We start from the raw sequence: 24,813 nt of genomic DNA, 5'->3' as shown, positions 1-24,813 counted from the left end.
ATGTTTCCGTTATAAAATGAAACCTTTCTCCTGCAAAATCGTAAGTAAGGCGTATTCATGTAAAAAGGAGACGTACGAATGAAAAAGAAAAAAGCAAGAAAGCGTGAGGGGTTTTTCCTAGATTTTCTTTTCGAAGTAGGTGGGGAGCTCTTTCTTTTGCTGTTTAGATGTGTACATAAACTATTTATATAAAGGGAAAAAAGACTGCCGAATCGTTTCGGCAGTCTTTGCACATTAATCTTTATAAGGCACCCAGCCTTGCGTGTTCACAATTGCTTGCCATAGCGGTTCAGGCAAATGATATTTTTCTTTATCTGTGCCTTTGATCACTGTTTCGATTTGCTTTTCACGGCCTTCTTTTACTTTTACCGTCCAGTTAGGGTCAACTAGAATTTCGCGTCCCATAGCGACTAGCGGAATGCCGTTTTCGATGACGGCAAGCGCGTCATCAGCGGAATGGATGGAACCGACGGCGATCAGCGGCACTTTGTTTCCGACACGTTCATTCAATAAGTCCATGCGTGTGCGAGTCGGATCTGCACCGCGGCGCGCTTTTGAGTTCACGTCCATCAGTGAGATATGAAGATAATCCAATTCTTTATCCCCTAAAGCATCAACAAGCGTATAAGTTTCAGTCATTGTCAACCCCGGTGTCTCAGGTTCTTCCGGAGACAGACGGTATCCGACTAAGAACGCACCCTTCGCATGTTTTGAAGCGGCTTTTTTCACTTCATCGACAATAGCGAGCGGGAAGGCTAATCGTTTTTCATCGCTTCCTCCCCAGCGATCCGTGCGCTGGTTGGTTTTCGGAGAATAAAACTGCTGAATTAAGTAGCCGTTTGCACCGTGAATTTCGACACCGTCAAAGCCGGCTTCAATGGCGCGTCTTGTCGCTTCTCCAAACGCCTTCACAATGTTTTCCACTTCTTCTTCTTTTAATGCGCGAGCAATTTGTTTGCCGTTATCAAACACGTCACTTGGCCCTACAACATCCTGTTGAGGAACGAGCTCAGACGGGCACTCAATACCGCCGTGATGAATTTGTACAACGGCTTTAGCGCCTTGTGCCTGAATGGCTTGTGCTAACTTTTTTAAACCTGGAATGTTGGAATCGTCATGGATGGCCGGCTGCCCGGGGAATGCTTTTCCGTCCGGTGTAACATTTGCGCAGGCTGTAATCACCATTCCCATCTCTTTTGAACGGGGGATGATGTAGTCGAGCTCTGCTTCAGATATTGTACCGTCTTCATTAGAAGCGTAATGAGTCATCGGTGCTACTGCGATCCGGTTGTCGATTGTAACGCCGCTTTTAAACGTAAATGGTTCAAAAAGTGGCTTATACTTAGGATTCATTTGATCATCTTCTTTCGTTTGAATTCGCACATATTCTAGCCTATATGTAAAAATTAATGCAATTGATCTGCTCTACCGACTGAATATCTTGAGTGCAGAGTGATGTTTTCGCCGCTCTTTTTCGGGGCCTTTGTAGCCGCCGCTGATTTGGTGGCCGATGGAGCATGTGATGACAGCTGCCGCCAGCAGCAGAACGAATTTTTTCATGGCTTTAACTTCTTTCAATAAAGTAAATATCCTTTAAAAGGTTACGCTTGGCTGACCCACCCGTCAAACGTTTTGCTCACCCTATTCTCAAATTTTTTAAAATGAATAAATAGTTGCTTCTTTCCGCTAATTTTTTCTAATTGGCGCCTCAATTAGAGCCATCCTCATAGACAAATCTGCTCGTTATCTTTCTAACAACAGGAAATGATCGGGTCGTATAGCCCTTTTGAAAATCATGGAACTTGCTCGCCTGCATTCGCGTTGTCTTTACAAATTCGCCATTCTGGTCAAAGATAAAAGCCAAACATCAGGAAGAGGTGGTCATGTGAAACAAACGGTTCTTTTGCTGTTTACTGCGCTCTTTCTTTCGGGGTGCAGTGTTGCAAGTGCGGATGACTCAGTGCCAAGGTTTACCGAAGAGGGAAAATACATTGGCTCGGCTGATCCTCATACGATTGCGGTTTCTCTTAATGGAGAAGAAACCATGATACAAGTTCCGAAGGATAAACGTAATGAATGTGAATCACTGCCAGATCAGACACATGTCCTGGTGAAATATACAAAGAAGGATAATGGAACTTTACAGCTGGAAGATATTCAGCTGCGAAAGAACTCGTCATAAAAAAACCGGAGGGAGTAAGTTGAGAATGTTATGGAGGAGCTTGGCGCTGTGCGGATTGGCTTTGACGCTCGCGCCTTGTGCACAGGCAGCAGAGCCGATAGAAGGAAAAACAGTGTATATTGATGCCGGACACGGCGGTGAAGACAGTGGAGCGGTCGGAAACGGGCTCTTTGAAAAGGATATTAATTTGGCTGTCTCAGAGCATGTGACAGACAAACTAAAAGAGGAGGGAGCCAATCCTGTTGCATCCCGGTCTGACGATCATTTTCTGACCTTGGAGGAAAGAGTGGCTAAGGCAAGTGCCAATCAGGCTGACCTTTTTGTCAGCATCCATGTGAATTCAGGGGTTGCTTCAGCTTCAGGAACAGAAACGTATTTTCAATCTGATTATGAAGGGGAGAGCAGCCGGCGTCTCGCATCCGATATTCAGTCAGAGCTCGTTTCTTCCTTACAAACGAGAGACAGGGGCGTGAAAGAATCAGACTTTTACGTCATTACATATTCACAAATGCCAAGTGTGTTGGCGGAGCTTGGGTTTATCACGAACAGCTCTGATGCGGACAAGCTGGGAAGTGAAGAATACCAGCAAAAGGCCGCAGATGCGATTGTCAACGGCATTGATTCTTATTATGATCAGTAGATTGATACAGCCTTAATCCTAGAGTGGAGCCGACAAAATAAGTATAATGGAGAAAACTTTAGGGTTTGAGGTGAAACGATGACAAAGATTTTTGCCCACCGGGGGGCCTCAGGTCAATTTCCCGAAAATACAATGCTTGCATTTGAAAAAGGAATTGAAGCCGGAGCGGATGGGATAGAGCTTGATGTACAGCTGACGAAAGACGGACGCATTGTTGTGATTCATGATGAAAGACTTAATCGCACGACATCACTTAAAGGATTCGTGAAGGATACAGCCTATGATGAGGTAAAGACTGCGAATGCGGCCGCTGGTCACGATCAAGCGTACAGCGATATAAAAGTGCCGCTGCTAGAAGATGTGCTCTCGTGGGCGGTAAAAAAGGATTTTCTCATCAACATTGAATTAAAAAACAGCGTGATCCGCTATGAGGGAATGGAAGAAAAAGTGCTGGAGGCAGTGAAGCGATTCAATGTAGAGGACAGAGTCATCCTATCCACGTTTAATCATGACAGCTTGGCGCTATGCGCCCGGCTTGCGCCGCATATCGAACGGGCAGTATTAACTTCAGATGTGCTTTACCAGGCAGATCGATATATCGCGTCTATTCCGGCTTCCGGCTATCACCCGAAGTTAAACAGCCCAGGGGCCACAGATGAAGTGCTAAAGAAAATGAGGAACAGTTCGATTAAGGTAAGGCCGTATACAGTCAATCGTCCGGAAGATATGAAGCGTCTCATTGAAGCGGGAGCAGACGGCATGTTTACCGACTTTCCAGAAAAGGCTTCGGCATTGCTGAAAAATGAATAGTTGTTAGAAGGAGGCTGTTTGACGCAGCCTTCTTTTTTCATTCATTCATGCCCGTTTCAAAGCATACATTCATAGAAGACAACTAGAAATTGTAAGCGCTATCTATCTTCTGAATGAGGTGAAACCATGAGGAAAACAGTCATTGTAAGTGCTGCAAGAACGCCATTTGGCAAATTCGGCGGAGTTTTGAAAGAGGTGAAAGCTGCTGAGCTTGGGGGCATTGTGATGAAGGAGGCGATGAAACGGGCTGGAGTCTCTGGAAATGATGTAGAAGGAAACGTCATGGGCATGGTTGTCCAGGCCGGCTCAGGGCAGATACCTTCCCGTCAAGCTGCCCGTCTGGCGGGAATGCCTTGGAGTGTGCCGTCAGAAACACTGAATAAAGTCTGTGCTTCCGGCCTTCGCGCTGTCACTTTATGTGATCAAATGATTCGGGCGCAGGATGCGGATATACTTGTTGCCGGGGGAATGGAAAGCATGAGCAATATTCCGTATGCCGTTCCCGCCGGGCGCTGGGGAGCACGGATGGGGGACGGCGAGCTTAGGGACTTAATGGTGTATGACGGATTAACGTGCGCGTTTGACGAGGTGCACATGGCTGTTCACGGAAATACAGCTGCCAAGGAATATGCAATCTCACGAAGGGAGCAGGACGAATGGGCGTTGAGAAGTCATGCAAGGGCAGCTAAGGCAGCCGATGAAGGGAAGTTTCAGGATGAAATTGTTCCCGTCAACTGGATCGGCCGAAAAGGAAAACCAAACGTTGTTGATAAAGATGAAGGGATTCGCCGTGACACAAGTCTGGATCAGCTCGCGAAACTTGCTCCGATTTATACAAGTGACGGTTCTATCACAGCCGGCAATGCTCCCGGGGTCAATGACGGAGCCGGCGCGTTCGTGCTGATGTCTGAGGAAAAAGCTGCCGAGCTTGGCAAACGGCCTCTGGCTACAATTCTTGGTTTTTCAACTACGGGAATGCCAGCGCACGAGCTGGCGGCAGCGCCGGGATTTGCCATTAACAAGCTCCTGAAAAAGAACGGTTTAACTGTCCAAGATATTGACTTGTTTGAAGTAAATGAAGCTTTTGCTTCAGTTGTTTTGACATGTGAAAAAATCGTAGGTTTCGATCTTGAAAAAGTAAATGTAAATGGCGGTGCGATCGCGCTCGGCCATCCGATCGGCGCGAGCGGGGCGAGAATTCTCATGACGCTTGTTTATGAATTAAAGCGGCGGGGAGGGGGGCTGGGCGTTGCCGCTATTTGCAGCGGGGCAGCACAGGGAGACGCCGTCTTAGTGCAGGTTCATTAAAACATGATGAAAAAGGGGATTTGAATGGAAATCAAACAAATCATGGTAGCTGGCGCAGGTCAGATGGGAAGCGGAATTGCTCAAACAGCTGCCGACGCGGGCTTTTATGTGCGGATATATGATGTAAATCCAGAGGCCGCGGAGGCAGGATTGAAACGGCTGAAGAAACAGCTGGCCCGCGATGCTGAGAAAGGAAAAAGGACCGAGACGGAAGTGAAGAGCGTAATCAGCCGCATTTCGATTTCTCAAACGCTTGAGGAGGCAGAGCATGCGGACATTGTGATTGAGGCTATCGCAGAAAACATGGCGGCAAAAACTGAGATGTTTAAAACACTTGATCGCATGTGCCCGCCTCATACGATTTTGGCCAGCAATACATCTTCCTTGCCTATTACAGAAATCGCTGCTGTAACAAGCCGGCCTCAACGGGTTATTGGCATGCATTTTATGAATCCCGTCCCTGTAATGAAGCTGGTTGAAGTGATTCGCGGCTTGGCTACATCAGAAGAAACGGCCTTAGATGTTATGGCATTAGCGAAAAAGATGGGGAAAACAGCGGTAGAAGTCAATGATTTTCCTGGGTTTGTTTCCAACCGTGTGCTTCTTCCAATGATTAATGAAGCCATCTATTGCGTGTATGAGGGAGTGGCGAAGCCGGAGGCAATAGACGAAGTGATGAAGCTGGGCATGAATCATCCGATGGGTCCGCTTGCATTAGCGGATTTTATCGGACTGGATACGTGTTTATCAATTATGGAAGTCCTTCACTCAGGCCTTGGCGATTCCAAATACCGTCCATGCCCGCTGCTCCGCAAGTATGTCAAAGCAGGCTGGCTTGGCAAAAAGAGCGGACGCGGTTTTTATGACTATGAGGAGAGGACTTCCTGAAGTCTATTCCATCCGGGGGTGGCCGAGTTGCATGTAACCCAAGAGCAAGTCATGATGCGAAAAATGGTGCGTGATTTTGCACGAAAAGAAATTGCTCCCGCTGCGGAAATCATGGAGAAAACGGACGAATTTCCATTTCAGCTGATCAAAAAAATGGGTGAACACGGACTGATGGGAATACCGGTGCCGGAACAATACGGCGGTGCCGGGGCGGACGTTGTTTCTTATATTTTGGCGATTCATGAGATTTCTAGAATCAGTGCGGCTGTCGGCGTGATACTCTCCGTTCATACCTCAGTCGGCACGAATCCGATTCTGTATTTCGGCAACGAAAAACAGAAGATGAAATATATACCAAAGCTCGCGTCAGGAGACCATTTGGGCGCATTTGCACTAACGGAGCCTCACTCGGGGTCGGATGCCGGGAGCCTCCGCACAACAGCAATCAAAAAGAACGGCAAATATCTATTAAACGGATCGAAAATATTCATCACGAATGGCGGAGCAGCTGATATCTATATCACATTTGCTTTAACAGCTCCAGATCAAGGCAGGCACGGGATTTCGGCTTTTATTGTTGAAAAAAACACACCCGGTTTTACCGTTGGAAAAAAAGAAAGAAAGCTGGGGCTTTATGGCTCCAATACTACGGAACTGATTTTTGATAATGCAGAAGTGCCTGAAGCCAATTTGCTTGGCAAAGAGGGGGAGGGCTTTCACATTGCCATGGCGAATTTAAATGTCGGCCGGATCGGCATTGCGGCACAGGCCCTCGGAATTGCAGAGGCGGCTCTTGAGCATGCCGTTGATTATGCGAAGCAGCGAGTGCAATTTGGAAGGCCGATCGCAGCCAATCAAGGCATATCATTTAAGCTGGCTGACATGGCGACTAGGGCAGAGGCGGCAAGACATCTTGTCTACCACGCCGCAGACCTTCATAACCGCGGCCTAAATTGTGGAAAAGAAGCGTCTATGGCTAAACAATTTGCTTCCGATGCAGCCGTGAAGGCAGCGTTAGACGCCGTTCAAATTTATGGGGGATATGGCTATATGAAGGATTATCCAGTTGAGCGCCTGCTTCGCGATGCAAAGGTGACGCAAATTTATGAAGGGACGAACGAGATTCAAAGACTGATTATTTCCAAGTATTTGCTTGGCGGAACCTGATAGACAAAAAACGCAAAAACGGAGGTTGAGGATATGGAGGAGAACCAGCATTATTCTCCAGGGTTGGACGGTGTGATTGCGGCAGAAACTCATATTTCTTATCTCGACACGCAGTCCAGCCAGATTTTGATACGAGGCTATGATTTAATAGAACTTTCTGAAACAAAAAGCTATCTGGAGCTTGTCTATTTATTGCTGGAGGGCAGGCTGCCAGAAGAAAGTGAAATGGAGACGCTGGAACGTAAAATAAACAGTGCCGCAAGCCTGCCTGCTGATCATCTCCGTCTGCTTGAGCTGCTCCCTGAGAACACTCATCCAATGGATAGTCTGCGTACCGGCCTGTCGGCACTTGCTGGCTATGATCGGCAAATTGATGATCGGTCTCCTTCCGCAAACAAAGAACGCGCCTATCAGCTTCTTGGGAAAATGCCTGCCCTCACTGCTGCCAGCTACAGGATCATTAATAAGAAAGAACCGATTCTTCCGCTTCAAACCCTATCCTACAGTGCGAATTTTCTCTACATGATGACAGGGAAATTGCCGTCTTCATTGGAAGAACAGATTTTTGACCGGTCGCTCGTCCTGTACAGTGAGCATGAGATGCCGAATTCAACCTTTGCGGCCAGGGTCATTGCATCTACACATTCAGACCTTTATGGCGCTTTGACTGGAGCTGTCGCTTCCCTGAAAGGGAATCTTCACGGAGGAGCAAACGAAGCTGTGATGTATTTGCTTTTGGAGGCAAAAACGACATCTGATTTTGAGCAGCTTCTGCAAACAAAACTGAAAAGAAAAGAAAAAATCATGGGCTTCGGCCACCGGGTGTATATGAAAAAAATGGACCCGAGAGCACTCATGATGAAAGAGGCGCTGCAGCAATTATGCGATAAAGCCGGTGACCATCGTTTATATGAGATGTGCGAAGCGGGTGAGCGGCTGATGGAGAAGGAAAAAGGGCTTTACCCGAATTTGGATTACTATGCTGCCCCAGTGTATTGGATGCTCGGCATACCGATTCCTTTATATACGCCGGTCTTTTTCAGCGCGAGAACGTCCGGTTTATGCGCCCATGTGATAGAACAGCATGCCAATAATCGGCTCTTCCGTCCCCGTGTCAGTTACATGGGCCCGCGATATCAAACAAAACCATGAAAGGAACTGGTAGAATGCCGAAAACGGATCGTGTTATCGAAGAAATCACAGACTATGTGCTTGAGAAAGAGATTACTAGTGCCGAAGCGTATACTACAGCGGGGCATGTATTGCTGGATACCCTGGGCTGCGGGATCTTGGCGCTACGGTATCCGGAATGCACAAAGCTGCTTGGCCCGATTGTTCCAGGAACGACTGTGCCGAATGGAAGCAAAGTGCCGGGAACGTCATATGTTCTCGATCCTGTGAGGGCAGCGTTTAATATCGGCTGCATGATTCGCTGGCTCGATTACAACGATACGTGGCTGGCGGCGGAGTGGGGGCATCCATCCGATAACTTGGGAGGAATCCTTGCCGCTGCTGATTATGTATCAAGAGTGAGGCTGTCTGAAGGAAAAGAGCCGTTAACGGTACGCGACGTACTTGAGATGATGATCAAAGCACACGAGATCCAAGGTGTGCTGGCGTTAGAAAACAGCTTAAATCGAGTTGGCCTTGACCATGTGCTGTTTGTCAAAGTTGCGACAACCGCTGTTGCAGCAAAGCTTTTGGGCGGCGGAAGAGAAGAAATCAAAAATGCGCTTTCGAATGCATGGATTGACAATGCAGCATTGAGGACTTACCGCCATTCACCGAATACAGGCTCGCGTAAATCATGGGCGGCAGGAGATGCAACGAGCAGAGGTGTTCATTTGGCGCTGATGTCGTTAAAAGGGGAAATGGGTTATCCGACAGCCCTGAGTGCACCGGGTTGGGGGTTCCAAGACGTTTTATTCAATAAGAAAGAGATCAAGCTTGCCCGTCCGCTCGACGCTTATGTCATGGAAAATGTGTTATTTAAAGTGTCTTATCCTGCGGAATTTCACGCCCAGACAGCGGCGGAGTGCGCCGTCATTCTTCACCCGCAGGTAAAGAACCGGATTGACGAGATTGACCGTGTTGTCATCAGAACGCATGAATCCGCTATCCGAATCATTGATAAAAAAGGCCCGCTCCACAATCCGGCAGACCGCGATCACTGTCTCCAATACATTACAGCAATCGGTTTGCTTTTTGGTGATATCACTGCACAGCATTATGAAGCTGAAACAGCGAGTGATCCGAGAATAGATAAACTTCGTGATAAAATGGAAGTGACTGAAAATAAAACATATACCGAGGATTATTTGAAACCTGATAAACGTTCCATCTCAAATGCCGTTCAGGTTCATTTTAAAGACGGAACGAGCACGGAAATGGTGGAATGTGAGTTTCCTCTCGGCCATCGTTTTCGAAGAGAGGAAGCAGTGCCGAAACTGCTGGAAAAGTTTTCTGACAATCTCAAAACCCATTTTCCTGATAAACAGCACAAACACATTTATGAGCGCTGTACCAGCTATGAGACATTACAAACGATGCGCGTAAATGAATTCGTAGACATGTTCTGCATGTAAAAGGGGGATTTGTTTCATGTCGTGGATCGTCAATAAGCAATCGTCACAAGAGGAGCTTGCCGGGCGTTTCCGCAAGCTGATGTCAGCACCGGACATTCTTCAAATTCCCGGCGCCCATGACGGGATGGCTGCTTTGCTTGCGAAAGAAGCCGGTTTTTCTGCTATTTATTTGTCCGGTGCTGCCTATACAGCCAGCAGGGGGCTGCCTGATTTAGGGATCATCACATCGGCAGAGATAGCTGAACGGGCCAAAGATCTTGTGCGTGCATCTGATCTGCCTCTGCTTGTAGATATCGATACGGGATTTGGCGGTGTGTTAAATGCCGCCCGAACAGCCCGGGAGATGCTTGAAGCCAGGGTAGCAGCCGTTCAAATAGAAGACCAGCAGCTCCCAAAAAAATGCGGACATTTAAATGGCAAACAGCTAGTTCCGATCAAGGAAATGGCGCAAAAAATAAAAGCCATTAAACAAACGGCCCCCTCCCTTATTGTTGTTGCCCGTACTGATGCCAGGGCGCAGGAAGGGCTTGATGCCGCAATAAAACGTTCAGAGGCTTACATTGAGGCGGGAGCGGACGCAATTTTCCCGGAAGCGCTACAGGCGGAGAATGAATTCCGCCAGTTTGCTGAGCGTATCTCCGTTCCCCTCCTTGCGAATATGACTGAATTTGGGAAAACGCCGTATTATCGTGCCGATGAATTCGAAGATATGGGGTTTCACATGGTGATATATCCTGTCACCTCGCTTCGAGCGGCGGCAAAAGCTTATGAGCGGATGTTTGGTTTGATAAAGGAGCACGGCTCACAAAAAGAAGGACTTCATGATATGCAGACACGAAAAGAACTGTACGATAAGATTTCTTATTATGACTATGAAGCGTTAGACAAAACGATTGCCAAGTCCGTTTTGCCTGACGAATAATGCAACAAAAAAAGCCGGAGCATTCTCCGGCTTTTTTTTCAGCTATCGTTTTCTGAATCGCGGGCTGACTTGATTGCGTTTTCTGTCTCTGTATAAAATGAACCCGGCCAGCACATAGAGGCCGATCGCAAAAAAGATGAATCCTGAAAACCCTTGGAGCCAAAGAGCTGAAAATGGCTTGATTGTATGGCCGAAAAGTGTATCTCTCATCAGTTTAATGCCTAAAGCAGAAATAGCCCCGGGGATGACTAATATTAAAAGCGCAAGAAGTCGGCTCATCTTCAGAAAACCCCTTTATCTTTTCATTTCCTTTATTGTCCAGCGGAAAAAATATTTTGTCAAGAGAAGAAAACGTGGTAACATAGGGTTGTGCAAATTATTGCAACGGAATAAATAGGTGTGCAAATTTTTTCATACAAAGGGGTATCGGGATGCAAAAGGTACTGATAGTAGGTGCCGGCAAAAGGGGAACGGCGTTATTACATATTCTGATTAAAACAGCCATCATAGATATCATTGCCGTAGTTGACAAAGACCCCGAGGCGCCGGGATTGAAAGAAGCAGAACAGTATGGGATTGCCGTTTCATCTGATTGGAAACCTTACATACAACAAAAACCGGATATCGTCATTCATACCACCGGCGATCAAGACGTGTTTGACGAGCTCCTTCAAAAAAAGCATAAAGATACCATTGTCATGCCGGGAAAAATGGCATACATCGTTTTTCAGCTGATGGAAGAAAAGCAGCACCTGATTCAAATGCTAAAAGAGCAAACCTATAAATATGACAGAATTTTTAATTCCACCCATGATGGAATGATTTTTATTGATATCAATGAAGAAATCATTCTCTTTAACCATATGGCCGAAAAAATGGTCGGGAAAAAACGTGAGGAAGTCATTGGGCGCCCAATAAAAGAAGTGATTCCGAGCACTAAGATGCCGCGGATTTTAAAAACAAGAGTGCCTGAATACAACCAGAAGCAGCTGTTAGGCGACCATTTGCAAATTGTGACCACAAGACTGCCGATTATTGATGAAGGCGGACGTCTGCTCGGGGCTCTTTGTGTGTTTAAAGATATCACTGATGCGGTCGAGCTGGCAGAGGAAGTGACCAACTTAAAGCAGGTCCGTACGATGCTGGAGGCAATTATTCAATCCTCCGATGAGGCGATTTCTGTCGTTGATGAAAACGGCATCGGCCTGCTAATCAATAAAGCGTATACGAAAATGACGGGGCTTTCTGAAAAAGAAGTCATCGGCAAGCCTGCAAACACTGATATTTCCGAAGGCGAAAGCATGCATTTAAAGGTGCTTGAAACAAGACGTCCTGTCCGCGGTGTCAGAATGAAGGTCGGCCCGAATGAAAAAGAGGTCATCGTTAATGTAGCACCGGTGATTGTGGACGGGATTTTGAAAGGCAGCGTCGGCGTGATTCACGATGTTTCCGAAATTAAAATGCTGACAGCGGAGCTTAATCGCGCCAGACAAATTATTCGCACGCTTGAAGCGAAATACACGTTTGACGACATTATCGGCAAAAGCGAGCAAATGCTGGTTGCGCTTGAGCAGGCGAAGCTCGGTGCGAAAACACCGGCAACCATCTTGCTGCGCGGGGAATCAGGAACAGGAAAAGAACTGTTCGCCCATGCCATCCATAACGAAAGCGACCGGAAATACAATAAATTTATTCGCGTGAATTGTGCAGCCCTTTCTGAAAACCTGCTCGAATCAGAATTGTTCGGCTATGAGGATGGTGCGTTTTCAGGAGCGAAGCGCGGCGGTAAAAAGGGTTTATTTGAGGAAGCAAATAACGGTAGTATTTTCTTAGATGAAATCGGTGAGCTGACACAAAATATGCAGGCCAAATTGCTACGCGTCCTTCAAGAAAAGGAAATCGTCAGAGTGGGCGGCACGAAAGCGATCCCTGTCAACGTCAGAGTGATCGCGGCGACAAATGTAAATATTGAAAAGGCGATGGCGGATGGAAAGTTTCGCGAAGACCTGTATTACCGGATCAACCGCTATCCCATCTCCATTCCGCCTTTGCGTCAGCGGTTGGAGGACATTGAAGCACTAAGCGTCAGACTTATCCAAAAGATCAACCGGGATTACGGCAGGAATGTAAAAGGGCTCTCGCAGCAAGCCTTGCGCGCCTTATCTGCTTACCATTGGCCTGGGAATGTACGCGAGCTTGAAAATGTCCTTGGACGAGCCATGATTTTTCTCAATCCGCATATGGAATGGATTGAAAAAGATCATTTGCCTATATTTGAACTTGAGCAAAAAGAAAATGACACAGATCAGGGGACAGGTTTTGATTTTCCGGATATTGAAGGCGAAAAGCTGTCTGTCGCAGTAGAAAAATTTGAAGCGCATTTGATCCAGCAAACGCTTGAAAAGCATCATTTTAACCGGACAAAAACAGCAAAAGCTCTCGGTGTCAGCATTCGGAACTTATATTACAAAATGGATAAATATGGCCTTGCAAATGAAGGCATGCAATAATTTGCAGAATAAACGCAAACATCTGCACGAATGTTTCAATATACCTGGTATGACAGCACCCTTAAGAGCTGGCATGGAACTTGCATAATAAAAGGCGGAGTCGAAACAAGAAAGGTGGTAACAGATGAAGCTGAAAGATTTAATCGGCAAAGCGTCGATACACAAAAATAAGACCATTGCGGTTGCTCATGCTGAGGATGAGGAAGTGATCCGGGCTGTAAAGCTGGCAGCCGAGCACCTATCTGCCCGTTTCTTGTTAACGGGCGACAGCACAAAACTGAACGAGCTGACATCATCCATGCAAGGGCATCAAGTGGAAATCGTCCATGCCGATACTCCTGAGGAATCGGCGAAATTAGCGGTTCGTGCTGTGCATCATAAAACAGCGGACGTTTTAATGAAAGGCAATGTGCCGACTTCTGTTTTGCTTAAAGCGGTTTTGAACAGACAGGAGGGGCTTCGGTCAGCAAGTGTCCTTTCTCACGTGGCTGTCTTCGATATACCGGATTTTGACCGGCTGATGTTTGTGACAGATTCGGCAATGAATATTGCTCCTTCGCTGGAAGAGCTCCGGCAGATTTTGCAAAATGCCGTTCATGTGGCCCATGCAGTGGGGAACAATATGCCAAAAGCAGCTGCCCTTGCAGCGGTCGAAACGGTGAACCCTAAAATGGAAGCGACCGTGAATGCAGCTGCTCTAGCTCAAATGTACAAAAGGGGCCAGATCAAAGGCTGCATTGTTGATGGACCGCTTGCTTTGGATAACGCAGTTTCACAAATTGCCGCGGCTCAGAAAAAAATTTCGGGAGACGTAGCGGGCAACGCAGATATCCTTCTCGTCCCAACAATTGAGGCCGGCAATATTTTATATAAATCACTGATTTATTTTGCCAAGGCCAGCGTGGCGGCTGTCATTACAGGAGCAAAAGCACCGATTGCTTTAACAAGCAGAGCGGACTCTGCTGAAAATAAACTTTATTCCATTGCGCTGGCAATATGCGCATCTGAAGAATACACACATTAGGAGGAACGAACATGGAACTTTTTAAATATATGGAGAAATACGATTACGAACAATTGGTATTCTGCCAGGATGAACAATCTGGATTAAAAGCGATTATCGCCATTCATGATACAACGCTTGGTCCGGCGCTTGGCGGAACGAGAATGTGGACATATGAAAATGAAGAAGCGGCAATTGAAGATGCGCTCAGATTGGCAAGAGGCATGACCTATAAGAACGCGGCGGCAGGCTTAAACCTTGGCGGCGGAAAAACAGTCATTATCGGCGATCCACGCAAAGACAAAAATGAGGAAATGTTCCGCGCGTTTGGCCGCTATATTCAAGGGCTGAATGGCAGATACATCACGGCTGAAGATGTGGGTACAACGGTCGAGGATATGGATATCATTCATGATGAGACAGACTATGTCACAGGGATTTCTCCTGCTTTCGGCTCTTCTGGAAATCCGTCCCCAGTCACAGCGTACGGGGTGTACAGAGGAATGAAGGCAGCAGCTAAAGCTGCTTTCGGAACCGACTCTCTTGAAGGAAAAACCATTGCTGTACAGGGTGTTGGGAACGTAGCCTATAACCTTTGCCGCCACCTGCATGAAGAAGGAGCAAACTTAATCGTTACGGATATCAACAAACAATCTGTACAGCGTGCAGTTGAAGATTTTGGCGCCCGTGCTGTAGATCCTGATGACATTTATTCACAAGACTGCGATATTTATGCGCCGTGTGCCCTTGGTGCGACTATTAACGACGACACCATTAAACAGCTGAAGGCGAAAGTGATCGCAGGTGCGGCTAACAACCAATTAAAAGAGACACGCCATGGTGATCAAATTCACGAAATGGGCATCGTTTATGCACCGGATTACGTGATTAACGCGGGCGGTGTTATCAACGTGGCAGATGAGCTTTACGGCTATAATGCAGAACGTGCATTGAAAAAAGTTGAAGGCATTTACGGCAATATCGAGCGTGTACTAGAGATTTCTCAGCGTGACGGCATTCCTGCATATTTAGCGGCTGACCGCTTGGCAGAGGAACGAATTGAACGCATGCGCCGCTCAAGAAGCCAGTTTTTGCAAAACGGCCACAGTGTATTAAGCAGACGTTAAGAAATTGATCTGGAGGTTATGAAAGTGCTACATGACGAAAAACGCATTCTCACAATTAATCCAGGCTCAACTTCAACGAAAATCGGTGTTTTTCATAACGAAAGAAGTATTTTTGAAAAAACATTGAGACACAACATAGAAGAGCTGCAGCGATTTGACCGAATTATTGATCAGTATGAATTTCGTAAAAACCATATTCTCGAAACGCTTCATGAACAGGGAATCAATATTTCAAAGTTTGATGCAGTCTGCGCAAGAGGCGGCCTTCTCCGGCCAATTGAAGGCGGGACCTACGTAGTGAATGATGAGATGATTGAGGATTTGAAAAGCGGCTACGCCGGTCAGCATGCTTCTAATCTCGGCGGCATTATCGCGCGGGAAATCGCTGATGGCCTGAATATCCCTTCGTATATCGTCGACCCTGTTGTCGTAGACGAAATGTCAGTGCTTGCGAAAGTTTCAGGCATGCCTGAAATTGAACGGAAAAGCATTTTCCATGCGTTAAACCAAAAAGCTGTCGCTCGTAAAGCGGCAGCCTCTCTTGGCAAACGATATGAGAACATGAAAATGATTATTACCCATATGGGCGGAGGTATTACAATTGGCGTCCATGACCGCGGGCGAGTGGTAGATGTCAATAACGGCCTGCACGGCGAGGGGCCATTCAGTCCTGAACGAGCAGGAACAGTGCCTGCGGGAGATCTTGTTGATCTATGTTTTTCAGGGGAATATACAAAAGAAGAAATCATGAAAAAGCTTGTTGGCACCGGCGGACTTTTAGGCTATCTCGGTACAAATGATGCAGTAAAAGTGGAACAGATGATTCAGGGGGGCGATGAAAAAGCCCGCTTCATTTATGATGCCATGGCATATCAGGTAGCAAAGGAAATCGGGGCAGCCAGCGCGGCGTTAAAAGGCGAAGTTGAAGCGATTGTGCTGACGGGAGGCCTTGCGTACGGCAAAAGCTTTGTTTCTGCTATCAGATCATACATAGATTGGATTTCAGACGTTTTAGTCTATCCGGGTGAAAATGAACTGCAGTCTCTTGCCCAAGGGGCGCTCAGAGTGTTGCTGGGCGAAGAGCAATCCAAACAATATCGTATTGAATAGACAGACAGGAGTGAGTCACCATGGCAACTGAGTATGACGTAGTCATTCTGGGCGGCGGTACCGGCGGTTATGTTGCGGCCATCAGAGCCGCTCAGCTCGGCTTAAAAACAGCCGTTGTGGAAAAGGAAAAACTCGGAGGAACATGTCTGCATAAAGGCTGTATCCCGAGTAAAGCGCTGCTTAGAAGCGCAGAGGTATATCGGACAGCTCGTGAAGCCGATCAATTCGGGGTGGAAACGGCTGGCGTGTCCCTCAACTTTGAAAAAGTGCAGCAGCGTAAGCAAGCCGTTGTTGATAAGCTTGCAGCGGGTGTAAATCATTTAATGAAAAAAGGAAAAATTGACGTGTACACCGGATATGGACGTATCCTTGGACCGTCAATCTTCTCTCCGCTGCCGGGAACAATTTCTGTTGAGCGGGGAAATGGCGAAGAAAATGACATGCTGATCCCGAAACAAGTGATCATTGCAACAGGATCAAGACCGAGAATGCTTCCGGGTCTTGAAGCGGACGGTAAGTCTGTACTGACTTCAGATGAGGCGCTCCAAATGGAGGAGCTGCCACAATCAATCATCATTGTCGGCGGAGGGGTTATCGGTATCGAATGGGCGTCTATGCTTCATGATTTTGGTGTGAAGGTAACGGTTATTGAATACGCGGATCGCATATTGCCGACTGAAGATCTAGAGATTTCAAAAGAAATGGAAAGTCTTCTTAAGAAAAAAGGCATCCAGTTCATAACAGGGGCAAAAGTGCTGCCTGATACAATGACAAAAACATCAGATGATATCAGCATACAAGCGGAAAAAGACGGAGAAACCGTTACCTACTCTGCTGAGAAAATGCTTGTTTCCATCGGCAGACAGGCAAATATCGAAGGCATTGGTCTAGAGAACACCGATATTGTTACTGAAAATGGCATGATTTCAGTCAATGCAAGCTGCCAAACGAAGGAGTCTCATATTTATGCAATCGGAGACGTAATCGGTGGCCTGCAGTTAGCTCACGTTGCTTCACATGAGGGAATTATTGCTGTTGAGCATTTTGCAGGTCTCAATCCGCATCCGCTTGATCCGACGCTTGTGCCGAAGTGCATTTACTCAAGCCCTGAAGCTGCCAGTGTCGGCTTAACCGAAGACGAAGCAAAGGCGAACGGGCATAATGTCAAAATCGGCAAGTTCCCATTTATGGCGATTGGAAAAGCGCTTGTATACGGTGAAAGCGACGGTTTTGTCAAAATCGTGGCGGACCGAGATACAGATGATATTCTCGGCGTTCATATGATCGGCCCGCATGTCACCGACATGATTTCTGAAGCGGGTCTTGCCAAAGTGCTGGACGCAACGCCGTGGGAGGTCGGGCAAACGATTCACCCGCATCCAACGCTTTCTGAAGCAATTGGAGAAGCAGCGCTTGCCGCAGATGGCAAAGCCATTCATTTTTAAAAGCATAAAGGAGGGGTTTGAATGAGTACAAACCGACATCAAGCACTAGGGCTGACTGATCAGGAAGCCGTTGATATGTATAGAACCATGCTGTTAGCAAGAAAAATCGATGAAAGAATGTGGCTGTTAAACCGTTCTGGCAAAATTCCATTTGTAATCTCTTGTCAAGGACAGGAAGCAGCACAGGTAGGAGCGGCTTTCGCACTTGACCGTGAAATGGATTATGTATTGCCGTACTACAGAGACATGGGTGTCGTGCTCGCGTTTGGCATGACAGCAAAGGACTTAATGATGTCCGGGTTTGCAAAAGCAGCAGATCCGAACTCAGGAGGCCGCCAGATGCCGGGACATTTCGGACAAAAGAAAAACCGCATTGTGACGGGATCATCTCCGGTTACAACGCAAGTGCCGCACGCAGTCGGTATTGCGCTTGCGGGACGTATGGAGAAAAAGGATATCGCAGCCTTTGTTACATTCGGGGAAGGGTCTTCAAACCAAGGCGATTTCCATGAAGGGGCAAACTTTGCCGCTGTCCATAAGCTGCCGGTTATTTTCATGTGTGAAAACAACAAATACGCAATCTCAGTGCCTTACGATAAGCAAGTCGCATGTGAGAACATTTCCGACCGTGCCATAGGCTATGGGATGCCTGGCGTAACTGTGAATGGAAATGATCCGATGGAAGTTTATCAAGCGGTCAAAGAAGCACGCGAAAGGGCACGCAGAGGAGAAGGCCCGACATTAATTGAAACGATTTCTTACCGCCTTACACCACATTCCAGTGATGACGATGACAGCAGCTACAGAGGCCGTGAAGAAGTAGAGGAAGCGAAAAAAAGTGATCCCCTGCTTACTTATCAAGCTTACTTAAAGGAAACAGGCCTGCTGTCCGATGAGATAGAACAAACCATGCTGGATGAAATTATGGCAATCGTAAATGAAGCGACGGATGAAGCGGAGAACGCCCCTTATGCAGCTCCTGAGTCAGCGCTTGATTATGTGTATGCGAAGTAGGGAGGAAGAACAAATGTCAGTAATGTCATATATTGATGCAATCAATTTGGCGATGAAAGAAGAAATGGAACGAGATTCTCGCGTTTTCGTCCTTGGGGAAGATGTAGGAAGAAAAGGCGGTGTGTTTAAAGCAACAGCCGGACTCTATGAACAATTTGGGGAAGAGCGCGTTATGGATACGCCACTTGCTGAATCTGCGATCGCAGGAGTCGGTATCGGAGCGGCAATGTACGGAATGAGACCGATTGCTGAAATGCAGTTTGCTGATTTCATTATGCCGGCAGTCAACCAAATTATTTCTGAAGCAGCTAAAATTCGCTACCGCAGCAACAATGACTGGAGCTGTCCGATTGTCGTCAGAGCGCCATACGGCGGAGGCGTGCATGGGGCACTGTATCATTCTCAATCAGTCGAAGCAATTTTCGCCAACCAGCCAGGACTGAAAATTGTCATGCCATCAACACCATATGACGCGAAAGGGCTTTTAAAAGCCGCAGTTCGTGATGAAGACCCAGTGCTGTTTTTTGAGCACAAGCGGGCATACCGTCTGATAAAGGGAGAGGTTCCGGCTGATGATTATGTCCTGCCAATTGGCAAGGCTGACGTAAAACGGGAAGGCGACGACATCACAGTGATCACATACGGCCTGTGTGTCCACTTCGCCTTACAAGCTGCAGAACGTCTCGAAAAAGATGGCATTTCAGCGCATGTGGTGGATTTAAGAACAGTTTACCCGCTTGATAAAGAAGCCATCATCGAAGCTGCGTCCAAAACTGGAAAGGTTCTTTTGGTCACAGAAGATACAAAAGAAGGCAGCATCATGAGCGAAGTAGCCGCAATTATATCCGAGCATTGTCTGTTCGACTTAGACGCGCCGATCAAACGGCTTGCAGGTCCTGATATTCCGGCTATGCCTTATGCGCCGTCAATGGAAAAATACTTTATGGTCAATCCTGATAAAGTGGAAGCGGCGATGAGAGAATTAGCGGAGTTTTAAAGACGTAAGGGAGGATACAATCATGGCAATTGAACAAATGACGATGCCGCAGCTTGGAGAAAGCGTAACAGAGGGGACGATCAGCAAATGGCTTATCGCCCCCGGTGATAAAGTGAACAAATACGATCCAATCGCGGAAGTCATGACAGATAAGGTAAATGCAGAGGTTCCGTCTTCTTTTACTGGTACGATAACAGAGCTTGTGGGAGAAGAAGGCCAAACCCTGCAAGTCGGAGAAGTGATTTGCAAAATTGAAACAGAAGGCGCGAATCCGGCTGAACAAAAACAAGAACAGCCAGCTGCTTCAAAAGCCGATGAGACGCCTGCTGCAAAAAGTGCCGAAGCAGCTGATCAGCCCAATAAAAAGCGCTACTCGCCAGCTGTACTCCGTTTGGCCGGAGAGCATGGCATTGATCTTGAACAAGTAACAGGAACAGGTGCCGGCGGGCGCATCACACGAAAAGACATTCAGCGCTTAATTGAAACAGGCGGCGTGCAAGAACAGAATCCTGAGGAGCCGAAAACAGCAGCTCCTGCACCGAAGTCTGCATCAAAACCTGAGCCAAAAGAAGAGACGTCATATCCTGCGTCTGCAGCCGGTGATAAAGAAATTCCTGTCACAGGTGTAAGAAAAGCAATTGCTTCCAATATGAAGCGAAGCAAAACAGAAATTCCGCATGCTTGGACGATGATGGAAGTCGACGTCACAAATATGGTTGCATATCGCAACAGTATAAAAGATTCCTTTAAGAAGACAGAAGGCTTTAATTTAACGTTCTTCGCCTTTTTTGTAAAAGCGGTCGCTCAGGCGTTAAAAGAATTCCCGCAAATGAATAGCATGTGGGCGGGCGACAAAATTATTCAGAAAAAGGATATCAATATTTCAATTGCAGTTGCCACAGAGGATTCTTTATTTGTTCCGGTGATTAAAAACGCTGATGAAAAAACAATTAAAGGCATTGCGAAAGATATTACAGGCCTAGCTAAAAAAGTAAGAGACGGAAAACTCACTGCAGATGACATGCAGGGAGGCACGTTTACCGTCAACAACACAGGTTCGTTCGGCTCTGTTCAGTCGATGGGCATTATCAACTACCCTCAGGCTGCGATTCTTCAAGTAGAATCCATCGTCAAACGCCCGGTTGTCATGGAGAATGGCATGATTGCTGTCAGAGACATGGTTAATCTGTGTCTGTCCTTAGATCACAGAGTGCTTGACGGTCTCGTGTGCGGACGATTCCTGGGACGAGTGAAACAAATTTTAGAATCGATTGACGAGAAGACATCTGTTTACTAAATAAGAAAAAAGAGCATTTTTTGAAGTTTTGTTTCAAAAAATGCTCTTTTTCTATTATTCAGCGATTCGTATTTTCATTTCGACACGATATTCTTCTTGTTTTTTCGGGGAGTAATGAATCGGTATGATTAACTCGTAAACATCACTGACAACTGTTAATTGGCGGTCTGCGATATACTTGATAAGCTTCTGTAAGTTGAGAAAATAATGTTCAGGCGAAAAATTATACGCGATACACGCATACCTCCCTTTAGGGATCGTTGTGATTTCCATATCCGGCGTAATTGATGAAATCTGTTTATTCGTCAATACAGGCGTGAAAATATGACGGTAAGTCATTTCATCAATGCTGGTGTAGGGCTGAAAAGAGAAAGTAGCGCCGTAGCTATTGTTCGTAAATCCATCTGCTGACTCAATAAATTTTTTTAATTTGCTGTAGGAGGCATTGAGCACGTTTTCAGGCCCGATTCCTTCTGCCTCTGTCTGAATGATCCGTATTTCTTCTTCATCTAAAACAAACACCTCACCGAGCGCGGGATATTCCATCTGCCGTTTCATCCGCTTTTTCACCAATGAAATGGTTTGCTCCAGGGCTGATAAAAAGTCTAATTTCTCCCTGATTTGCCTCTCCTGCTCTGTATAAAAAGCAAACAGTTCTTCCATCTCTAAGTCCTGTGCTTTTTTCATCTCTTCTAAAGGTGTGCCGATATATTTCAATGATTTGATCAAATCCAGATGAATGAGCTGAGAATCTGTATAATAGCGGTAGCTGGTATCCGGGTCGACGTAGGCGGGTTTAAATAAATCAATTTTATCGTAATAACGGAGCGCTTTAATCGACACGTTTGCCAGTTTTGAAACTTCCCCAATTGAGTAATATGATTCCTTCATGCCATCACTCCTTCTGTCATCAGTATAAAGAAGAAGCGCATTCTTTGCAGTACACAAAGAATACGCTTCTTATCACGTGCTGGCTTTAAGATGTGCAGGCGCTTTCCAAGCAATGGTCAGTGCAATCCCTATGGCTAAGGTGACCGTTGCAAAGTAGAAAGGATAGTTTACATTAATATCGAACAGCATTCCGCCGATAATTGGCCCGAATACATTGCCGATACTTGTAAACATTGAATTCATACCGCCGGCAAATCCTTGTTCATTTCCCGCAATCTTTGACAGGTAAGTCGTTACCGCAGGCCGCATAAGATCAAATCCGACAAATACGGTGACTGTAACCAGCAGAATCGCAACATATGAATGTACCATTGTCAGCAAGAATACCAGACTCGTCGAGAGAATTAAGCTGTACCGAATTAAATGGATTTCGCCAAACCATCTTGTGAAGCGGTCGAATAAGACGACTTGCGTAATAGCGCCAACAATCGCTCCTCCTGTAATCATAATGGCAATGTCGCTGGCCGTAAATCCGAATTTATGATCCACGAATAATGCAAATAAAGATTCAAATGATGCTAAACCAAAAGACGAAATCAAGATAATGAGAAAAGCTATGAAATACATGGGGGCAAAAATCCGTTTAAAGCCTGTCTTCTGCCCTTTTATTTCCTGATTTTCAGGGTTTCGTTCCGGCTCGCGCAGCGTGAGGATTGATAAAATGGCTGCTAACAGTGCAAAAGCTGCCGCAAAGAAAAAAGGCAGCCGGGAATGGACTTCTGCTAAAAATCCCCCGATGCCGGGGCCGATAATAAATCCTGTTGAAATAGCGGCTGACATATAACCGAGCGCTTTCGGCCTCGTTTTAATGGTCGTGATATCTGCAATAAAAGCCGTGACCCCGGGCATAATGAAGGCTGCGCTGATACCGCCCAGCATACGGGAGATAAATAACATCTCAACTGTTTTTCCAATGCCGAATAAAAACTCCGACACACTAAAGAACAACAGGCCGATCACGATCATGATCTTGCGCCCGAAGCGATCAACCCATCGTCCGGCTATTGGTGAGACAATGAGCTGTGTAATAGCGAAGCAGGCAACCATATAGCCGACCGCGGTCCCCGATAAATGCAATTCATTCATAATGGTCGGCGTTACTGGAATCACAAGCCCGATCCCCAAAAAAGCAATAAATAAATTGGTTAATAATATCGTTAAGGTAATATTTTTCTTCTCCATATGACTTCCCCTTTTTCAAGTGTGTATCCCTTATACAGTAAGACCTCCTCCTAGGGGAGAGTCAACGGATTTGCAAAATCTTTCTAAAGCCTTATGACAGTTATTCATTTGCGGGAACAAGCATGTCGATATGCTGCGGCAGAACCTGAATGACTGCGGGTGTATGTGTATAAACTTCTCCATCCATATCCGCCTTTTTGGCAGTGTCTGTTTCAATCTCGATACGGGAAGTCTGGACATAGGACAACTCTCCGGTAAAACGATCAATTGAACCCTGTTCCATGCTCATCAGCTCCCGCAGCGCGGTGAGGTTGGTGTTGCGGCATATGAGAACATCAAGTAAGCCGTCTTCAATACTGGCATCGGGCAAAGGAATTCGATTCGTTCCAATGTATTGGCCATTCATCACAAGCAGCATAACGGCTTCTTCTTTAATTTCTTTTCCGTCAATTTTCAATGTCATCGGAAACGATGCAGCGGATGAGACGGTTCGCAATGCACTTGTAAAATAGCTGATTTTTCCCAATAATGCTTTTTCCGTTTCGTTGATTTGATTCGACGTTTCTGCAATTAAGCCGATCCCCCAGAAATTTAAAAAATAACGGTCATTCATCTGACATACGTCTACGCTGGTTTTATTTCCTGCCATAAGTGCTTCCGCGGCCTTTGCAAGATTTTGAGGGATGCCAAGCACTCTTGAAAAGTCATTGCACGTGCCGCCGGGCAAAATTCCGACCGCTGGTTTTCTTTCTAGAGCGCTGATAGCATTTATGCATTGATGGATCGTGCCGTCGCCGCCGAGAATGAAGACGGTGTCGATAGAATCATCAATGGATTGGCAAAAATGATACGCATCGTCCTTTTTCTTTGTCTGCTTAATAATCACCTCATCTAAATGGTGAGATAAAACCGGCACCACAGCACCAAGTGCTTTTTCTATATTTTTGTTGCCGGCATTTCCGTTATGAATCAGTAACGCTTTCCTGTGGCTCATATACAACTGCTCCTTTATTTTACTTCTTATTATATAATCCCCTTTTTCTGTAAGCAGTAAACGAAGAGCAAAAAAAGTGCACGGCGAAGCAAAGTCATTTGCCGATATGGACGTTTCCTTGCTATCATAAGAACAGATGATGAAAAAGGAGAGGTCTTCATTGAACATGGACTTTAATTTATTTATGAATGATATTGTCCGCCAAGCGAGACAAGAAATAACAGCTGCCGGATACACCGAGCTTAAAACAGCCGAAGAGGTGGATGAGGCACTTACGAAAAAAGGAACGACGCTCGTCATGGTAAACTCTGTTTGCGGATGCGCCGGAGGAATTGCAAGACCGGCAGCCTACCATTCCGTTCACTATGATAAAAGACCTGATCAGCTCGTCACCGTTTTTGCCGGACAGGACAAAGAAGCGACAGCGCGTGCGCGTGACTATTTTGAAGGTTATCCGCCATCTTCTCCGTCCTTTGCGATTTTGAAAGACGGAAAGATCATGAAAATGGTAGAGCGCCATGAAATTGAAGGGCACGAGCCGATGGCCGTAGTGGCAAAGCTGCAGGAAGCCTTTGAAGAATATTGTGAAGAAGTATAAGACGAACAACCCGGATGCCCAAGCGGCCCGGGTTTTTTTGTGCATAAATTTCCAAGGGTATATGAATAAATATTAAAGGATTA

24 protein-coding genes are annotated in these 24,813 nt (G+C 46.3%); 18 read left to right on the top strand and 6 right to left on the bottom strand.

The window, feature by feature from the left end:
- Positions 1-234: 234 nt before the first annotated feature.
- Positions 235-1,353 (bottom strand): NADH-dependent flavin oxidoreductase, encoded by a 1,119-nt coding sequence (locus NYE53_RS12065; RefSeq protein WP_339244918.1) that lies wholly within the window; start codon positions 1,351-1,353, stop codon positions 235-237.
- A 72-nt stretch (positions 1,354-1,425) separates the two neighbouring features.
- The gene (locus NYE53_RS12060; RefSeq protein ID WP_014480226.1) at positions 1,426-1,578 is read right to left on the bottom strand and encodes a hypothetical protein; all 153 of its coding nucleotides are present in this window, start codon (positions 1,576-1,578) and stop codon (positions 1,426-1,428) included.
- Between the two features lie 307 nt (positions 1,579-1,885).
- On the opposite strand from NYE53_RS12060, the gene NYE53_RS12055 reads away from it, so the two are divergent.
- From NYE53_RS12055 to prpB, 9 genes are all read left to right on the top strand, one after another.
- On the top strand, positions 1,886-2,182 hold the full coding sequence (locus tag NYE53_RS12055; RefSeq protein ID WP_086344612.1) for a hypothetical protein: 297 nt from the start codon (positions 1,886-1,888) through the stop codon (positions 2,180-2,182).
- Between the two features lie 19 nt (positions 2,183-2,201).
- Positions 2,202-2,822, top strand: coding sequence for an N-acetylmuramoyl-L-alanine amidase (locus NYE53_RS12050; RefSeq protein ID WP_077671425.1), 621 nt, complete (start codon positions 2,202-2,204; stop codon positions 2,820-2,822).
- Positions 2,823-2,900: 78 nt separating this feature from the next.
- Positions 2,901-3,632, top strand: a complete 732-nt coding sequence (locus NYE53_RS12045; protein WP_339244915.1) for a glycerophosphodiester phosphodiesterase — start codon at positions 2,901-2,903, stop codon at positions 3,630-3,632.
- A 126-nt stretch (positions 3,633-3,758) separates the two neighbouring features.
- Positions 3,759-4,940 carry an acetyl-CoA C-acetyltransferase gene (locus tag NYE53_RS12040; RefSeq protein WP_339244912.1) on the top strand — a complete coding sequence of 394 codons (1,182 nt, stop codon included), beginning with the start codon at positions 3,759-3,761 and terminating at the stop codon, positions 4,938-4,940.
- 24 nt (positions 4,941-4,964) lie between these two features.
- Positions 4,965-5,828, top strand: coding sequence for a 3-hydroxybutyryl-CoA dehydrogenase (locus NYE53_RS12035; RefSeq protein WP_339244910.1), 864 nt, complete (start codon positions 4,965-4,967; stop codon positions 5,826-5,828).
- Between the two features lie 27 nt (positions 5,829-5,855).
- A complete protein-coding gene (locus NYE53_RS12030; protein ID WP_339244907.1) occupies positions 5,856-6,995 on the top strand; it encodes an acyl-CoA dehydrogenase in 1,140 nt (379 codons plus the stop codon).
- A 33-nt stretch (positions 6,996-7,028) separates the two neighbouring features.
- Entirely contained in the window at positions 7,029-8,147 is a 1,119-nt protein-coding gene (gene mmgD / locus NYE53_RS12025; RefSeq protein WP_336154184.1) for a citrate synthase, read from the top strand.
- A 14-nt stretch (positions 8,148-8,161) separates the two neighbouring features.
- Positions 8,162-9,580, top strand: a complete 1,419-nt coding sequence (locus NYE53_RS12020; RefSeq protein WP_015251743.1) for a bifunctional 2-methylcitrate dehydratase/aconitate hydratase — start codon at positions 8,162-8,164, stop codon at positions 9,578-9,580.
- Between the two features lie 16 nt (positions 9,581-9,596).
- Positions 9,597-10,502 (top strand): methylisocitrate lyase, encoded by a 906-nt coding sequence (prpB, locus tag NYE53_RS12015; RefSeq protein WP_339244903.1) that lies wholly within the window; start codon positions 9,597-9,599, stop codon positions 10,500-10,502.
- Positions 10,503-10,544: 42 nt separating this feature from the next.
- Here the strand turns inward: prpB and NYE53_RS12010 are convergent, their stop codons facing one another.
- Positions 10,545-10,781 carry a DUF2627 domain-containing protein gene (locus NYE53_RS12010; RefSeq protein WP_339244901.1) on the bottom strand — a complete coding sequence of 79 codons (237 nt, stop codon included), beginning with the start codon at positions 10,779-10,781 and terminating at the stop codon, positions 10,545-10,547.
- A 152-nt stretch (positions 10,782-10,933) separates the two neighbouring features.
- Between NYE53_RS12010 and NYE53_RS12005 the strand changes: the two genes are divergently transcribed.
- The 8 genes from NYE53_RS12005 (at position 10,934) to bfmBB (ending at position 21,005) form a co-directional block, all read left to right on the top strand.
- Positions 10,934-13,012: a sigma 54-interacting transcriptional regulator gene (locus NYE53_RS12005; RefSeq protein WP_339244899.1), complete on the top strand. Its 2,079-nt coding sequence runs from the start codon at positions 10,934-10,936 to the stop codon at positions 13,010-13,012.
- 124 nt (positions 13,013-13,136) lie between these two features.
- A complete protein-coding gene (gene yqiS / locus NYE53_RS12000; RefSeq protein WP_017696446.1) occupies positions 13,137-14,036 on the top strand; it encodes a phosphate butyryltransferase in 900 nt (299 codons plus the stop codon).
- Positions 14,037-14,047: 11 nt separating this feature from the next.
- Complete coding sequence (gene bcd, locus NYE53_RS11995; protein WP_003230309.1) at positions 14,048-15,142, top strand: branched-chain amino acid dehydrogenase; 1,095 nt, start codon at positions 14,048-14,050, stop codon at positions 15,140-15,142.
- Between the two features lie 18 nt (positions 15,143-15,160).
- Positions 15,161-16,252: a butyrate kinase gene (gene buk / locus NYE53_RS11990; RefSeq protein WP_049141231.1), complete on the top strand. Its 1,092-nt coding sequence runs from the start codon at positions 15,161-15,163 to the stop codon at positions 16,250-16,252.
- A gap of 20 nt (positions 16,253-16,272) precedes the next feature.
- Complete coding sequence (lpdA, locus tag NYE53_RS11985) at positions 16,273-17,697, top strand: dihydrolipoyl dehydrogenase (RefSeq protein WP_339244896.1); 1,425 nt, start codon at positions 16,273-16,275, stop codon at positions 17,695-17,697.
- A 21-nt stretch (positions 17,698-17,718) separates the two neighbouring features.
- Positions 17,719-18,711: a 3-methyl-2-oxobutanoate dehydrogenase subunit alpha gene (gene bfmBAA, locus NYE53_RS11980; protein WP_339244893.1), complete on the top strand. Its 993-nt coding sequence runs from the start codon at positions 17,719-17,721 to the stop codon at positions 18,709-18,711.
- A gap of 13 nt (positions 18,712-18,724) precedes the next feature.
- Complete coding sequence (gene bfmBAB, locus NYE53_RS11975; protein ID WP_339244890.1) at positions 18,725-19,708, top strand: 3-methyl-2-oxobutanoate dehydrogenase subunit beta; 984 nt, start codon at positions 18,725-18,727, stop codon at positions 19,706-19,708.
- A 22-nt stretch (positions 19,709-19,730) separates the two neighbouring features.
- Entirely contained in the window at positions 19,731-21,005 is a 1,275-nt protein-coding gene (gene bfmBB / locus NYE53_RS11970) for a branched-chain alpha-keto dehydrogenase complex dihydrolipoyllysine-residue (2-methylpropanoyl)transferase (protein WP_339244888.1), read from the top strand.
- 54 nt (positions 21,006-21,059) lie between these two features.
- On the opposite strand, the gene bmrR is transcribed toward bfmBB, so the two are convergent.
- The 3 genes from bmrR to NYE53_RS11955 all read right to left on the bottom strand — a co-directional run bounded on the left by bmrR (position 21,060) and on the right by NYE53_RS11955 (position 24,132).
- Complete coding sequence (bmrR, locus tag NYE53_RS11965; protein ID WP_003230325.1) at positions 21,060-21,896, bottom strand: multidrug efflux transcriptional regulator BmrR; 837 nt, start codon at positions 21,894-21,896, stop codon at positions 21,060-21,062.
- A 72-nt stretch (positions 21,897-21,968) separates the two neighbouring features.
- Complete coding sequence (bmr, locus tag NYE53_RS11960; protein WP_339244884.1) at positions 21,969-23,138, bottom strand: multidrug efflux MFS transporter Bmr; 1,170 nt, start codon at positions 23,136-23,138, stop codon at positions 21,969-21,971.
- A gap of 100 nt (positions 23,139-23,238) precedes the next feature.
- Positions 23,239-24,132 (bottom strand): diacylglycerol kinase family lipid kinase, encoded by an 894-nt coding sequence (locus NYE53_RS11955; RefSeq protein WP_339244881.1) that lies wholly within the window; start codon positions 24,130-24,132, stop codon positions 23,239-23,241.
- Positions 24,133-24,292: 160 nt separating this feature from the next.
- On the opposite strand from NYE53_RS11955, the gene brxB reads away from it, so the two are divergent.
- A complete protein-coding gene (gene brxB, locus NYE53_RS11950; protein WP_003226477.1) occupies positions 24,293-24,730 on the top strand; it encodes a bacilliredoxin BrxB in 438 nt (145 codons plus the stop codon).
- Positions 24,731-24,813: the final 83 nt, after the last annotated feature.

Source organism: Bacillus sp. FSL R5-0523 (genome assembly GCF_037975295.1).
GTDB classification, from domain to species: domain Bacteria; phylum Bacillota; class Bacilli; order Bacillales; family Bacillaceae; genus Bacillus; species Bacillus subtilis.
The sequence above is the reverse complement of the archived record's forward strand: the minus strand, read 5'-3'. Positions and strand labels throughout refer to the sequence as shown.